The sequence below is a fragment of the Dendronalium phyllosphericum CENA369 genome (genome assembly GCF_016056275.1).
Taxonomy (GTDB): Bacteria; Cyanobacteriota; Cyanobacteriia; order Cyanobacteriales; family Nostocaceae; genus Dendronalium; species Dendronalium phyllosphericum.
Map to the genome: position 1 here is coordinate 23,430 of NZ_JAECZA010000023.1, position 14,671 is coordinate 38,100.

Genomic DNA, 14,671 nt, shown 5'->3' on the forward strand with positions numbered 1-14,671 from the left:
CCAATGCCGGACTCCCAAGACCCCAAGCAAGTCAATAACAACGACTTACGCAATGCCCAGTTCGGTGGTGGGTTTATAAATGCTGAGAATGTTAATGCTGGCAGAATTGGCGGCGATATTTGGAATATATTTTTAGGACAGCAGACAACACCTGTAGGCAATCCGGCTCGACCAAAGAACGAACGTATACTACTAGCCGCAGTTAAAGAAGAAGTGACCGCACGGTTAAGGCACTCTCTACATAATGCCGTGCTGATTAATTTGGGTAAAGAATCACAACCCCAGCAGGTAAAGCGTCCTTGGGATGCAGAAATAAAAATTGGCTTAAAGCCTGCTGTACCTCTTGCAGACAGCACAACAATTTTAGAAGTTTTTGATTCCCAAGAAGTTGCAGGAAAACTGTTAATCTTAGGTGCGCCAGGGTCGGGAAAGACAACCACACAATTAGAACTAACTCAAGCTTTGGTTAGCCGTGCTGAAGAACAGCCTGATTATCCCCTTCCTATTTTATTCAATTTGTCCTCTTGGAAAGATGACCGACAATCAATAACTGATTGGTTGGTGGTAGAACTTAAATCTAAATATGGTGTCTCAAAAAAGCTTGGTCAAGATTGGGTAGACAATAAGCAATTACTACCATTGCTTGATGGTTTAGATGAACTTGAACCACAGCATCAAGAACTCTGTGTTAATGCAATTAATCAGTTTTTAGCAGGCGAAACTAGACCGCTTTATTTAGTTGTGTGTAGCCGGATTGAGGAATATAATAACTACGCTACTCAATTGCAACTTAAAGGTGCTATCTGCTTGCAGCTTTTAACCAGCAATCAAATTTGTGATTATCTAACCTCTATAAATTCTCTAGAACTGTGGTCAACCATCAGTAGCGACTTAGACTTACTAGAGTTAATGGAAACTCCATTACTACTCAACATTACTGTTCTAGTATCTCAAGAAATATCTCGTGAAGAGTGGCAGCATTTGAATTCTACATCTGACCGGATTCAGTATTTGCTTGATGCTTATATAGGACGGATGTTGACACGAAATATTAATAGTAAAGCATATTTAAATAACAAAGCTCCTAATACTAGAAAAACTCGAATTTGGCTTGTTTGGTTGGCTAAACAAATGCAGCAAGAATCGAAAACAGAGTTTTTGATTGAAGAAATGCAGCCGTCTTGGTTAAAAAATCAAGCCTCAAAAACATTATATAAAGTTTTGTTAAGCTTGATGATTGGTATATCTATAGGAATAATATTTAAACTGCTGTATCAAAGGAGTATTATTGGAATAATAGTAGGAATTATTTTAGGTATCACTTATTGGTTGCCTTCACAAAAAATAGTCATTATAAAAACAATATCTTTATCAGAGCTGAATAAAAGAAAATTACTTATAGGTTTGGCTGTAGGAATAGGTGTTGTAATATTTCCAAGCTCATTATCATGGATATTATTACAAAGACATCAAGGGCAAATTTATGTAATTATAATAGGTATAATGTTTCCTCTACTTACAGGTTTACTTCTTGGGCAGCCTAATAAAAGCATAGAAAAAAATATAAATCCAAATCAAGATATTTGGCATTCGGTACGTAATGCTTTTCTTTCAGCTTTAATTATAGGAACACCTATAGGACTATTTGTAGCAATAATTCATATTCCTATAGAAGGGGGAATTAGCGGTATAACTTTTGGATTGATTTTTGGTTTAGTTGCTGGTGGAGATGCCACCATTCAACACTTCATTTTACGCCTCATCCTCTACTTCAACGGCTACATCCCCTGGAACTACGCCCGTTTCCTCGACTACTGCACCGAGCGTATGCTACTCCAGCGTGTCGGCGGCCGCTACCGCTTCATCCACAAACTGCTGCAAGACCACTTCGCCCAAATGGACTTTAGGCGAGATTAAGAAAGAATTTGCATCTGTTGACCTAAAAAGCAACGGTGATATTATTTACAACAATGTCGCTTAAACCTGCTCAAGCCTAACCCATGCCGGATTCACAAGACTCAAAGCAAGTCAATAACGACTTACGCAATGCCCAGTTTGGCGGAGGTTTGATTAATGCTGAGTCTGTAAATGCTGGGCGAATAGGCGGCGATATCTACAATATTCACATTGGGCAGCAGGCAGAAGCATCGAGTAACCCAGCCTCATCGCCAAACCAACAACAGCGATCGCAGCAAGAACGAGGCTCACTGGAAAAAGCTTACACGCTGCAAAGCCAAAAAGTAGCAAGCATAAGAACCGCATGGGTAATCGAGACAGACCCATCGCGCAAGTTTCAATACGAACAGCAGCTTCAAGCAGAGGAACGCACACTCAAAGAACTTACTGACAAATTGGATGCAGTTGAACGACAGTTGCAAGCTGATGATAACTCTAGACTAGATGTAGGTGCAGACATATATATTGAAAGACCTCCAATTGAGGACAAATGCCATAACGCAATTATGCAGCCTGGGGCATTAATCCGCATCAAAGCCCCCCAAAGAATGGGGAAAACTCTTTTACTAGAGAAAACATTAGACCATGCCAGAGGGCAGGGTTATCAAACAGCAAAGCTAGATTTAAAACTAGCTGATGCTGACATTCTGGCTACCCTAAAAACATTCTTACAATGGCTTTGCATTGATGTTGCTGACAGCTTGGAACTAGAACCACAACTAGACAAACACTGGCAAGAAGTGTTTGGGCTGAATAAAAACTGTACTCGCTATTTTCAAAAATATTTATTATCGGTAACTAATTCTCCCCTAGTTTTAGCAATAGACAATTTTGAGCGACTGTTTGATTATCCAGAGATTTTCCCTCAATTCTGCTTGTTACTGCGGGGATGGTATGAAGCAGCCAAACAAGGAGACAAGATTGGTAATATCTGGAAGAAACTACGCCTTGTGGTGGTTCACTCAACTGAATCTTACCCTTCCTTAGACACTAATCACTCCCCATTTAATGTGGGATTGGCGATTGACCTGCCCGAATTTAATCCCCAACAAGTAGCAAACCTCGCCAAACAGCACGAGTTAGGACTGCTAGGAGAACTGGCCTTAAAAGAGTTGATGGGGTTAGTAGGGGGACATCCTTACTTGGTACAGTCTGCGATAACTTCGTTAAGCTCCGCTAACGCTTACCTCAAAAACCCGCAAACGACCTTAGAAGAACTCTTGAGGCTTGCACCAACAGAACAAGGAATTTTCAGCGACCACTTGCGGCAACAACTGTGGCATTTACAACATAATCCTCAGCTTGAGATAGGGTATAAAAAAGTAGTAATGAATGAAATACCTGTCAGGCTAGACACTGAAGTAGCATTCAAGTTACATAGTTTAGGGTTAGTAAAACTTTCTAGTAATGATTGCGTTCCCAGTTGTGATTTATATCGTCAATACTTCTCAAATCGTTTGGGGTAGGTGAGTCATGGTTGACCAGTACATATTTTCTGGAAGTCTACCTGAAAATGCCAGTACCTACGTCACAAGAGAAGCTGATGCCCAGTTGTATGAAGGGCTGAAGGCAGGAAAGTTTTGTTATGTACTGAATTCTAGGCAGAGTGGAAAGTCCAGTTTGCGTGTGCGAACCATGCAGAGATTGAGAGAGGACGGTGTGCAGTGTGCCGCCGTAGACCTTTCTGCTGGTGGGATTCAGAATGTACCACCCGAACAATGGTATGCAGATTTAATTGACACTCTCATTGATACTTTTGGGTTAGATGTAGATTTTGGTGATTGGTGGTCAGAAAACCAGTCGAATACATTAGTAACCAGATTTCGTAAGTTTTTGGAAGAGATATTACTGGTTGAGGTTAAAGAGAATATTGTTATTTTTATTGATGAAATTGATAGCGTACTCAGTCTGAATTTTCCTACAGATGACTTTTTTGCATTGATTCGTGCCTGTTATAACAAGCGTGTCGATAATCCTGATTACAATCGCCTCACTTTCTGTTTGTTGGGTGTAGCATCACCTAGTAATTTGATTTCAGATAAACAGCGCACCCCCTTTAACATTGGTCAAGCAATCTCCCTCAAAGGTTTTCAACCGCATGAAGTTGAACCTTTAGAAAAGGGTTTGCATGGTAAATTTAGTAATCCCCAGGCGATAATGCAGTCAATCTTGCAGTGGACTGGGGGGCAACCATTTCTGACTCAAAAGCTGTGTCAGTTTATGGTTGAGGAATCAGAGCAAGAACATCCCCGTTCAGTAGAGCAAGTAGTCAGATCACGCATCATTGAAAACTGGGAATCACAAGATGAACCAGAGCATCTGCGAACAATTCAAGCTAGGATTTTACGGGATGAGCAACGGGCAGGTTATTTACTAGAACTGTACCAGCAAGTCAGACTAGCCCAGGAGCAATCCCAGGTAATAGCAGATGAAACATTAGAACAAAGTGAGTTACAGCTTTCGGGATTGATTGTTAGACAGGAAGGTAAGCTAAGAATTTATAACCTAATTTATCGGGAAATATTTAACTCAAATTGGATTGAAACTCAATTAAATAATCTGCGTCCATATTCTGAAAATTTTCGCTTTTGGGTAGCTTCTGGTTACACTGATAAATCGCGATTGCTGCAAGGCAATGCTTTACAGGAAGCTGAAGAATGGGCTAGAGACAAGAATTTAAGTTATCAGGATAAACAGTACTTAGCAGCTAGTAAAGAGAAAGAAATTCAAGAGAAAATTACTACACAGGAACAAAAAGCTGCTTTGGAAAGAGCAAGGAAAGATACAGAAGCAGCAGAAGCTAGAAATTATTTACTAGTTGAAGCAAACAAGAAAGCCAAGCAAAGTATTCGTAATGGAACTATAGTTTTATTTTTTACTTCTTTAATTTCATTGTCTTTAGGCTTATTAGCTGTTGATTTTAAAAACAAAATTGATAAGAATCAAGAATTATTACAAACTGCTGGGGAAGTAGCTAATTTCCTAAAAAAAAATCAATTAAATCAAAATAATAACAATAATGAAGATTCCTTAAAAAAAAATAGTATAAAACTATCTGACCTTAATTTAAAAATAGCATTAATGAATTTAGCGGCAAGTATTTATAAAATCCGAGAAAAAGACTTAAAAAAAGCAGATATTTACCTTCAAAAAGTAAATCAATATATTAATCAAAGTGAATTAAAATATGATTCCATAGAAAGGATACAAATTTATGTTTTTTATTTAACGGCTAAAGGAAGATTATCTCATGAAAACAAAGACAAAAATAGTCAAATCAAGTTTTATGAACAAGCCTATGATGTCATTCAGCTACAAAAAGGAAGAATCTTTAGTAAAGAAGTAAATATTCTTTTTAAAGAATCTGTAGAATCACTTTATCAACAACTTATATCGTTAGCAAAAGAAATCGGTAATACAACCCTCAAAAATAAAGTCGAAATTTCTTTAAAAGAATATTATTATCTTGAACTAGAAAATAACCTAAAAATTAATAATTGGGCAAAGTCAGATGACATAACAACAGATATTGCTCGCCTTGAGGGATTAGATAAAAATAACGTTGATGAAGTACCTATCGATAAATTACAATTTTACTGTTCAGAATTCAGAAAAATTGATAACCTTTGGCATAATTATACACAAGGAGAGTTTAGTTTTACCTCACAGAAAAATTACTTTAGAATGTTTCAATTAGGAAAGTATAGTAGTAATGAAATTATTACTGTAATAAATATAAGAAGACAAACAAAAGCAAAAACACTGCAAAAAAGAAATATATTTTCAGTATTTGTTCCCCCCGCAATTGCAGGAGGGCCTCCAGAATACCCCAGTCTAAGTCTGAGGATACGAAATATATTTAAGCCTAATAATATTTTATCTGCTTGTCCTTTTAAAACAGATTCTGCCATAAATGTTCTTGTATTTTCTCCACCTACTAACATCCATATCAAACCTAGAAAAGTTGAAAATGGCAAAGTTTCTGAAAAAGAAAAATGCAAGATTAATTATCAAGAAAGAATTTTAGTTTATAGAGATTTTAACCCTGATTGGTATTATACTGATGCTTGTAACGGTGGTTGGATTCATAAAAGTCAAGTGCGCTGACTACAAATAATTGATAACCTTCTTTTTGGCGCTTGCTACCCAAACCTCAACTTTCATAAGACAACTCTCAAAATCAATATAGTTGCCCTGATGGTACATTACCCTTACATCGTGCATGAGAACTAAAATAAGAAGCCATACACAACAAACATAAGGACATAAGTTTTGCCGACGATTATCCTCTGGCAAGTAATTTGAGTAATGCAGTATTAAGTTTATCCATGTGCTAGAGTCTAGCTTGAAAAAGAGCAGTGATCACTTCATTCAAACATTTTACGATTTTAAGTGACGCAAAACCCTACTCCCCCACCGGACACCGCCGCATCATCTCCGCAATCGCCACAGCCTCACCATCCGGCATATAAACAGTGTTCCCCGACATCGCAATCACAATCCTTTGCCGTCTTGCCCACTCAAACCAATCTTTCACAGCAGACTTAGCCTGTTGTGCTTCCGGCTTCCTCCCTTCCTTACAAGCAGTCACAAATACAGCCTCCGGCGACTTGATCCCCTTCCAAGTCCGTATCGCTTCTTTGAGATAAGCGATCGCCCCCAACAAAAATTCCCCACAGCCGTAATCGCTCCCGTTTGTTTATCTTTCACAACAGAAATATTGCGCTCTTTTGCGTAAAACCACATACTCAAGATGTAAGTTCCATAGAAAACAGTGCTGTTGGCCAACTCCAGCCCCAATTCATGAATACTCAAGCAACTCAGAAAATTCTACTGTTAGCTGCCAATCCCATCGGCAGCCAAAATCTCCGTCTGGGTGAAGAGATGCGAGAAATTGAGGAGGGGTTAAAAAGGTCAAGGAATCGAGAACTGTATTCTATAGCCACAGCCCAAGCAGTACGCTATCGAGATATCCGCAGGGCGATACTAGAACACGAACCGCAGATTATTCATTTTTCAGGACATGGAGCAGGAGAAGAAGGTTTAGTTTTTGAGGATGAAACCGGAGCAGCCAAGTTAGTTGATGCACAAGCGTTAGCTGGACTGTTCCAACTGTTTTCGGGACAAGTAGAATGTGTAGTGCTTAATGCGTGCTATTCCCAGGTACAGGCAGAAGCGATCGCGCAACACATTCCTTGTGTCATTGGGATGAACAAAGCGATTGGAGATCGGGCAGCGATTGAGTTTGCCGTAGGGTTTTATGATGCGTTGGGAGCGAAAAAATCCTATGAATTTGCCTACAAGCTTGGCTGTAATGCAATTAGAATGGCAGGAATACCAGAACAAGATATTCCAACTCTCTTGAAAACTGCTCAGATTGAGCCAATGTCTGCAAAGGCTCAATCACCTCAACGCACTTCGTCTGGTGTCTCAACGACTCAGTTTGATGTTTTCTTAGCGCATAATACCCAAGATAAACCTGAAGTTAGAGCGATCGCACTTGCACTCAAACAGCGAAATATAAAGTCTTGGATAGATGAAGAACAAATTCCACCAGGGCGTTTCTTTCAAGAAGAGATACAAAAAGCAATTTCATCTGTTAAATCTGCTGCTATATTTATTGGTCTTCAAGGAATAGGAAAATGGCAAAACTGGGAACTAAAAGCATTCATATCACAGTGTGTTGAGAAAAAAATTCCTGTGATTCCTGTACTGCTTCCAGGTGTTAATAATTTACCCGAAGATTTGATTTTTTTGAAAGAGTTAAGCTGGGTAATTTTCTCTAATGGAATTGATGACGAGAATGCTTTAGATTTATTGGAATGGGGCATAACTGAAAAAAAACCAAAGAACAGAGAAAAACTGGAGCAGGAGCAAAGGCCGGCAAGAATTCCGACACAAGAGCTTATTACAAGTATCTCTGACTTATCACCAGAGCAAAGAGAGCGATTGCAGCAAGAAAGAAACTTGTTACATATCCTGACACAGAGCCTCAATACATGTAGCAACGATAATGAGCTACATCTGTACAAAACCACGATTAATACTGCTTTACGGCGCTGTAATCCTCAAGGAAGCGATCGCTCTTGGCAACAGCAGCTACAGGATTTGAGTAATCATCCTGCTCCCATTGGTTGGGAAACTGAAGGCAAGCTTGTCTACTTTGTGATGATGTTAGCTTGGATGAAAGACACGCCAACATCCACCTTAGAAGAACTCAAAGCTTGGGTAGAGCTATGGGAATATAGCGGACATAAATATAAATATTCTGATTTATTTGTTCGCATTGATGACGAAATGAGACAGAAGAAAATCTCACCCAGTAATGAATGTGAATGCGTCATGGTGGCCGTTGAGCAAGTAGAGACATCAACGGATCAGTTGCGTGTGTCCCTATGGGCTGTTCCCAATCGCGAAACCTATAAACGGCACAATCCACCAATGCCGCTTGTCCTGGAAGAAGTGCTTTCGCGTCAAGAACTACCTGCATTTGTACGTAAAAAAATTCGGGACAAGCTTCGGAAAGAGCCTACTCCAACTATTCATTTGTTTGTGCCACGGATGTTTTTTGGTGACAACTTTGAGATGTTACCAAGTAGCCGTGTTGGTGCTGTTCTAGGTAATGAATACCCACTTGTTGTCCGCACAAACTTAAAGATTCACCCAATTGGATGGTACTATTACGACGATTGGCATGAAAAATGGCAACAGATTGAAGAAGCTTTTGAAAATAATATCTGCGACGTGGCTAAGTTCATAGACTGTTCGCTGCCAGAAAAAGATTTGATTCCAGAACTAGCAACAACTGATGCGGTGGTTCTGAAAAACTGTGATTCTGTAGGTAGCTGGTTTGATTTGATTGCAGAAGAGACAGCGTTACCAGTAGCACTGTGGTCGCGCGATCCTCTATTTCAAGACCAGTTGGCTAGAGTACTCGACGACTGCATTGTGAAAAATTTACCCGATCGCATTCATCAGGAACGCAAGACAGCGCATAAGTCTACAATCAAATCTGTGCTGGGTCATCATCTTAGCCTAGTATGGGAAGATCCAAAAATCGTGCCTCCCAATATGCAATTTGATTCGGAGATGTGTTGACACTATGAGCGATGAAACTCAACAGGCTCAAGCCAGTACGGAAATACTATTCAATCCGATTTTCCAAGGGAGCGCAGAAGAGCGATTTAAACCCGAAGACCCACTACCACTACCCCCTGCCCCCACTTGGCGACGGGCTACACGCCGTAAGGAAGAACGGGGAAAAACATTTCAGGTACGCCCCGAAGAAATTGAAATGGTAAATGCGGCACTCTATCTGCGACGGCCTCTGCTAGTAACAGGCAAACCCGGCACTGGCAAGACATCCCTGGCTTATGCTGTTGCCCACGAACTAGGAATGGGTGAAGTTCTCTACTGGCCAATTACTACCCGGACAACTCTTCGAGATGGACTGTATCTTTATGATGCAATATCTCGTCTGCAAGATGCCAACAGTTCGCGTCCTCGTGATGGGAACTCAGGAGAAGGCGACGATCGCTTCGATAACATTGGTAATTATATCCGCCTAGGGCCATTAGGAACGGCCTTAGTTCCTGCTAGAAAACCGCGCATTTTAATTGTTGATGAAATAGATAAAAGCGATATCGATCTGCCAAACGATTTGCTCTACGTCTTTGAGGAAGGAGCATTTGAAATTCCAGAGCTGGTGCGGATTGAAAATATCAAATCCGAAGTAGAAGTACGGACAGCTTACAAAGACGAGCAAGAGTTTACATTCAACGATAACTATAAGGTTGAAGCAGGTAAAACTGTAATTGAAGGTGGCAAGGTAATTTGCGAAGAATTTCCACTGATGATTTTGACTAGTAATGGTGAGCGTGACTTCCCGGCTCCATTCTTGCGTCGATGTGTGCGTCTAACTATGGAAGAACCAAATGAGAAGCGTTTGGAGCAAATTGTCAATGCTCACCTGCAACAACAAGTGGAGCAAGATAGCAAAGACGATAAAGAAATAAGCGTTCCGTCAGCAGCAGATATTCAAAAACTCATTGAAGATTTCGTCAAAAAGCGGAGCGATCGCAGTCGCGGCGATTTAGCTACCGATCAACTCTTAAATGCAGTATATCTGGTAATGAGTGAGCGCGACCCAGATTTGAAAAGCCGAGAAGACTTGATTAATCGCCTATGGAAACATCTCAGCAGCAGCGAGGATCAACAGTCGAACAGTTTGCGAAAACGTTAGCAGAAGCCAAACTGGATTTCGATGCTATCGATTTAGTTGATATCCTTTGGCTAGCTCAATTTATCGAGCCAGCCAGGTCTTTGCAGGCAGAAGATCCCCAAGGGCAAACAACGGTTAAACAAAGCCAAAAGCATACTCCGAAAATTGACCACCGTAAACCTACACTTAATCTGTATCCTAGTGACCCCTCATCTCCGCAGAAGCCAGAAACCATCGCTACTGAACAGAATTTAGAACAAAAAGTTGAGAAACAAAGCGGCACTCCGTTTTCAGTTCCCGCAGCGCCAGCATTGCGAAACCGACTTGATTTGGCGCGATCGCTCCGCCCTCTGATGCGAAAAGTACCATCACGAAACCGATTTGAATTAGATGAAGATGCCACAGTAGCACAAATTGCCGAGACAGAGGTTTGGTTGCCCGTAGTACGTCCAGTCGCAGAACGCTGGTTACAACTAGATTTAGTGGTCGAAGAATCGAAGACAACCGTAATCTGGGAACGGGCAATCATGGAACTGAACCATTTAGTAGAATATCAAGGAGCGTTCCGATCTGTTCGGACTTGGCGATTGTCTACCCAAACGGGAAAAGTACAGTTGTTTTCCCGGTGGCGTGATGCCTCAATTCATTCTGTGGCAAAGACCGAACCAGTAATAAATCAACGTTCTCATACTCCAGGTGAACTGATTGACCCCACAGGGCGAAGCTTGATTTGGTTAGTAACAGATTGTACATCAACACTTTGGCGGCAAAACCAGATTTACGAAACACTGCTTGCTTGGAGTAAGGTACAGCCGATAGCCATCTTTCAAATGTTTCCAGAAAGATTATGGTCAAGAACCGCATTGCGCGATGGGCATATTGTCAAGTTAGGAGCGTTGGTTCCGGGCTTATTGAGTAATCAGTTGGTAATCGAAGGTTTGCCCCAACGTCTAGAACAGCGTAATCATGAGGACTTGGTTACTGTTTCTATTATTACTCTTGATGCTGCGTCAATGTTACTCTGGGCAAGAGTAGCCTCTGGCTTTGGGGATTATCGTACACCAGGGCGAACTTTTGACTTGTCTTTTATTCGTAGGCAAGCAGAAAAAGGAAAATCAGACTCCTCACCACGCTCAAGCTTAGAACGGACTGCCCAGGAGCGAGTGGCACTGTTTCGCTCAACAGCTTCCAAAACAGCGCAGCAATTAGCGGATTTAATGGCTGCAACTCCAGTAACTTTGCCCGTAATTGACCTGTTACGGGATGCATTTCGTGGTGATTTTCAGGAGGAGGTACAACAATCTCATATAGCAGAAGTACTGCTCAGTGGTCTCTTGCGGCGTTGTGATACAGAAGAAGAGAATGTATGCCGTTACGAGTTTTGGGGCGATAACTCGCCTGATGGAGAAGAGCGAGTACGTCATATTTTGCTGGGAGATACATCGATATTAAAGACAATTGAGGTGTTGAATGTCCTATCAGCATCGATTTGTCAAAAACTGGGCAGTCCCTCTAAAACTTTTGAGGCGTTACTTGGTGATATACATACCTTAAATAGCGATCAATCGGTTGCTGTCTTACCTTTTGCTAGAGTGGGCTTAGACGTAATGCGCCGTTTGGGAGGTAAGTATGCTGCATTAGCAGATAAATATATTTCTGTAACTGAACCAGAAGTACAGCTCCTAAAAATCTTGCAACTTCAAGAATTTACATTTGAAGTCGCAACCATCATGATTGAGGAAGATACAGGCTTTACTTCAGTACAGCAACTAAAAAACCCAAGAAGCCAAAGACAAAGGATAGCTCTAATATCAATTGAGGGAGATCCGGCATCAGATAACATTGGGGCAGGAGAGATAGCAGGACAAGATATTTATGTCCATTACGTAGGTAAAGCACTAGCCCAATTGGGATGGCAAGTTGATATATTTACCCGTAAAGTGAGTGCGGAGCAAGACGCGATCGTTCAACACAGTCCAAATTGTCGAACTATTCGTTTCAAAGCAGGTCCACTAGAGTTTATACCGCAAGATAATCTTTTTGGCTACTTGCCAGAATTTGTGGAGAATTTGCTGAAATTCCAAAAAGAAAACAGCATCACTTATGAGATAGTTCACACCAACTATTGGCACTCTAGCTGGGTAGGTATGCAGTTGAAGAAAATTCAAGGGAGTAAACAAGTTAACACATACCATTCTTTAGGAGCAATTGAGTACAGGACTATAAAAAATATTCCTTTAATTGCTACTCAGCGTTTAGCTATAGAGAAGGCAATATTGGAAACCGCAGAACGAATTGTAGCTACGAGTCCGCAGGAAAAACAAAATATGCGATTGCTAGTTTCTACCAAAGGCAGTATTGATATCATTCCCTACGGTACAGATATTCAGCACTTTGGCTCGATTACACGAGAAGTAGCTAGATTGTTAATGGGAATCGACAAAGAAACCAAAGTTGTATTGTATGTCGGTCGTTTTGATCCACGCAAAGGTATAGAAACATTAGTGCGTGCAGTCAATGAATCTCAATTACGGGAGTCCAACAACCTCAAGTTAATCATTGGTAGTGGTAGCACTCCTGGTAATAGCGACGGACTTGAGCGCGCTCGCATTGAACAAATTGTCAACGAATTGGGAATGGGTGACTTTACCACCCTTCCTGGTCTTCTTAGTCAGGAAATTTTACCAACTTATTACGCTGCCGCGGATGTTTGCGTTGTACCCAGCCACTACGAACCTTTTGGCCTTGTGGCAATTGAAGCGATGGCAAGTGGTACGCCAGTGATAGCTAGTGATGTCGGTGGACTTAAGTTTACAGTAGTTCCCGAAGAAACAGGTTTGTTAGTACCACCTCAAGATGTAGCTGCTTTTGCATCTGCCATTGACCGAATTTTGTTGAATCCAGAGTGGCGAGATGAATTAGGTAAAGCTGGCAGAAAGCGTGTAGAAACCAGATTTAGCTGGGATGTTGTAGTATCTCAACTCAGCGAACTTTACACCCATTTATTGGAACAGACAGTTAAAAAGCCGCCTTTACTAGAGTAATAAATAAATGCCAATGATAGTTATAAACCGAACACAAAAAACAGCACAATACTATGTAGAAAACTTGGGTAATGATATTGGGTTAGAGATGGTGCTGATTCCTGGGGGTAGTTTTTTGATGGGTTCCCCAAAAGATGAACTAGAGCGTTATGATTCAGAAACCCCTCAGCATTCAGTAAACATTCAGCAATTTTGCATAGGCAAGTATCCAATCACTCAAGAGCAGTGGAGAGCAGTAGCAGCACTACCGCAGATCAGTAGACAACTAAAACCTGACCCGTCAGAATTTAAAGGGGATAAGCGACCTGTAGAGCGAGTGTCCTGGTACGATGCAGTAGAGTTTTGCGATCGCTTGACTGCCCATACAAAAAGAAATTACCGTCTACCCAGTGAAGCAGAATGGGAATATGCGTGTCGTGCTGGCACAACAACACCATTTCATTTTGGTGAAACAATTACAACTGATGTTGCCAATTATAGAGGTATGGATAATGAAAAAGAAAAATGGTCAGGTTCTTATGGTCGAGGGACAAAAGGAATTTATCGGGCACAAACAACAGAGGTAGGTAGCTTTAAGGTTGCGAATGCTTATGGACTTTACGATATGCATGGAAACGTTTGGGAATGGTGCGCCGATCATTGGCAAACAGATTATCAAGGAGCGCCTATAAATGGTGGTGCATGGTTAACTACTGAAAATAATAGTCTACGGCTACTGCGAGGTGGTTCTTGGCGTTACGTTCCAGCTTACTGCCGTTCCGCCCATCGAAACTCTCGTGAACCTAACAGCCGCTTTTCTAATATTGGTCTTCGAGTAGTGTGTGATATTTTCACTGCTAGTCCGCAACATAATCCCAGTTTACAAGATAATACTCGCAGGCAAGCATCAGAGACAGATTCTAAAAAAATCTCTAACAACTACTTACCCAATTCTCAGTTTGGTGGTGGGTTGATTAATGCTGACACAGTAAACGCTGAGCGTATTGGTGGCGATATCAACAACGTTCAAGGTGATAACAACCAACAACGTGTGAGTAACAAAACCTCTAACTTCAACCTGCAAAATGCTCAATTCGCAGGCGGTCTAGTCAACGCCGACACTGTAAATGCAGGGCAAATCGGCGGCAACATCACCAACTACAACACTGAGGAGCGTCAGAACCTCGCCCAAGCCGCAGCAGAGATTCAGCAGCTTCTCAACCAACTGAGCCATTCATACCCGACTGCAACTACTTCAGAGAAAATGAGTGTTGTGGCTAGAGCAGTTGATGAGATTGAGAGTAACCCAACTTTAAAAGCACGGGTGATAGGTGCGTTAAAGGCTGGCGGAACGGAGGCATTTAAAGATCTAATCGACCATCCTTTAGTGAATATACTGTTGGCTTCAATAGATGAATGGCAGGAAGCCGAATAGTTTGTTGGTTAAAGGGAGCAGAGGGGGTAGCTGAAG

At 41.2% G+C, this 14,671-nt stretch carries 8 protein-coding genes and 1 pseudogene; 8 read left to right on the forward strand and 1 reads right to left on the reverse strand.

Annotated features, from left to right (window positions below; translation table 11 throughout):
- The first annotated feature begins 3 nt into the window (after window positions 1-3).
- The 3 genes from I8752_RS08365 to I8752_RS08375 all read left to right on the forward strand — a co-directional run bounded on the left by I8752_RS08365 (window position 4) and on the right by I8752_RS08375 (window position 6,063).
- Window positions 4-1,917, forward strand: coding sequence for an NACHT domain-containing protein (locus I8752_RS08365; RefSeq protein ID WP_214431849.1), 1,914 nt, complete (start codon window positions 4-6; stop codon window positions 1,915-1,917).
- A gap of 83 nt (window positions 1,918-2,000) precedes the next feature.
- A complete protein-coding gene (locus I8752_RS08370; RefSeq protein ID WP_225895521.1) occupies window positions 2,001-3,422 on the forward strand; it encodes an AAA-like domain-containing protein in 1,422 nt (473 codons plus the stop codon).
- A gap of 7 nt (window positions 3,423-3,429) precedes the next feature.
- Complete coding sequence (locus tag I8752_RS08375; protein ID WP_214431850.1) at window positions 3,430-6,063, forward strand: AAA-like domain-containing protein; 2,634 nt, start codon at window positions 3,430-3,432, stop codon at window positions 6,061-6,063.
- A 298-nt stretch (window positions 6,064-6,361) separates the two neighbouring features.
- Here I8752_RS08375 and I8752_RS08380 read toward each other — a convergent pair whose 3' ends face one another.
- Entirely contained in the window at window positions 6,362-6,547 is a 186-nt protein-coding gene (locus I8752_RS08380) for a hypothetical protein (RefSeq protein ID WP_214431891.1), read from the reverse strand.
- Window positions 6,548-6,759: 212 nt separating this feature from the next.
- Between I8752_RS08380 and I8752_RS08390 the strand changes: the two genes are divergently transcribed.
- From I8752_RS08390 to I8752_RS37225, 5 genes and pseudogenes are all read left to right on the forward strand, one after another.
- Window positions 6,760-9,054 carry a VMAP-C domain-containing protein gene (locus I8752_RS08390; RefSeq protein ID WP_225895522.1) on the forward strand — a complete coding sequence of 765 codons (2,295 nt, stop codon included), beginning with the start codon at window positions 6,760-6,762 and terminating at the stop codon, window positions 9,052-9,054.
- A gap of 4 nt (window positions 9,055-9,058) precedes the next feature.
- Window positions 9,059-10,198 carry an AAA family ATPase gene (locus I8752_RS08395; RefSeq protein ID WP_214431851.1) on the forward strand — a complete coding sequence of 380 codons (1,140 nt, stop codon included), beginning with the start codon at window positions 9,059-9,061 and terminating at the stop codon, window positions 10,196-10,198.
- A pseudogene (locus tag I8752_RS37975) lies at window positions 10,141-11,670 on the forward strand (SAV_2336 N-terminal domain-related protein); the annotation flags it as partial. The gene I8752_RS08395 and the pseudogene I8752_RS37975, both read left to right, overlap by 58 nt.
- 237 nt (window positions 11,671-11,907) lie before the next feature.
- Window positions 11,908-13,221, forward strand: a complete 1,314-nt coding sequence (locus I8752_RS08400; RefSeq protein WP_214431887.1) for a glycosyltransferase — start codon at window positions 11,908-11,910, stop codon at window positions 13,219-13,221.
- Between the two features lie 13 nt (window positions 13,222-13,234).
- Window positions 13,235-14,635: a formylglycine-generating enzyme family protein gene (locus I8752_RS37225; protein ID WP_225895523.1), complete on the forward strand. Its 1,401-nt coding sequence runs from the start codon at window positions 13,235-13,237 to the stop codon at window positions 14,633-14,635.
- Window positions 14,636-14,671 lie beyond the last annotated feature (36 nt).

Coding starts and splice junctions, on each gene's coding strand:
- I8752_RS08365 (WP_214431849.1), top strand. CDS start 4: ATGCCGGACTCCCAAGACCCCAAGCAAGTCAATAACAACGACTTACGC.
- I8752_RS08370 (WP_225895521.1), top strand. CDS start 2,001: ATGCCGGATTCACAAGACTCAAAGCAAGTCAATAACGACTTACGCAAT.
- I8752_RS08375 (WP_214431850.1), top strand. CDS start 3,430: ATGGTTGACCAGTACATATTTTCTGGAAGTCTACCTGAAAATGCCAGT.
- I8752_RS08390 (WP_225895522.1), top strand. CDS start 6,760: ATGAATACTCAAGCAACTCAGAAAATTCTACTGTTAGCTGCCAATCCC.
- I8752_RS08395 (WP_214431851.1), top strand. CDS start 9,059: ATGAGCGATGAAACTCAACAGGCTCAAGCCAGTACGGAAATACTATTC.
- I8752_RS08400 (WP_214431887.1), top strand. CDS start 11,908: ATGATTGAGGAAGATACAGGCTTTACTTCAGTACAGCAACTAAAAAAC.
- I8752_RS37225 (WP_225895523.1), top strand. CDS start 13,235: ATGATAGTTATAAACCGAACACAAAAAACAGCACAATACTATGTAGAA.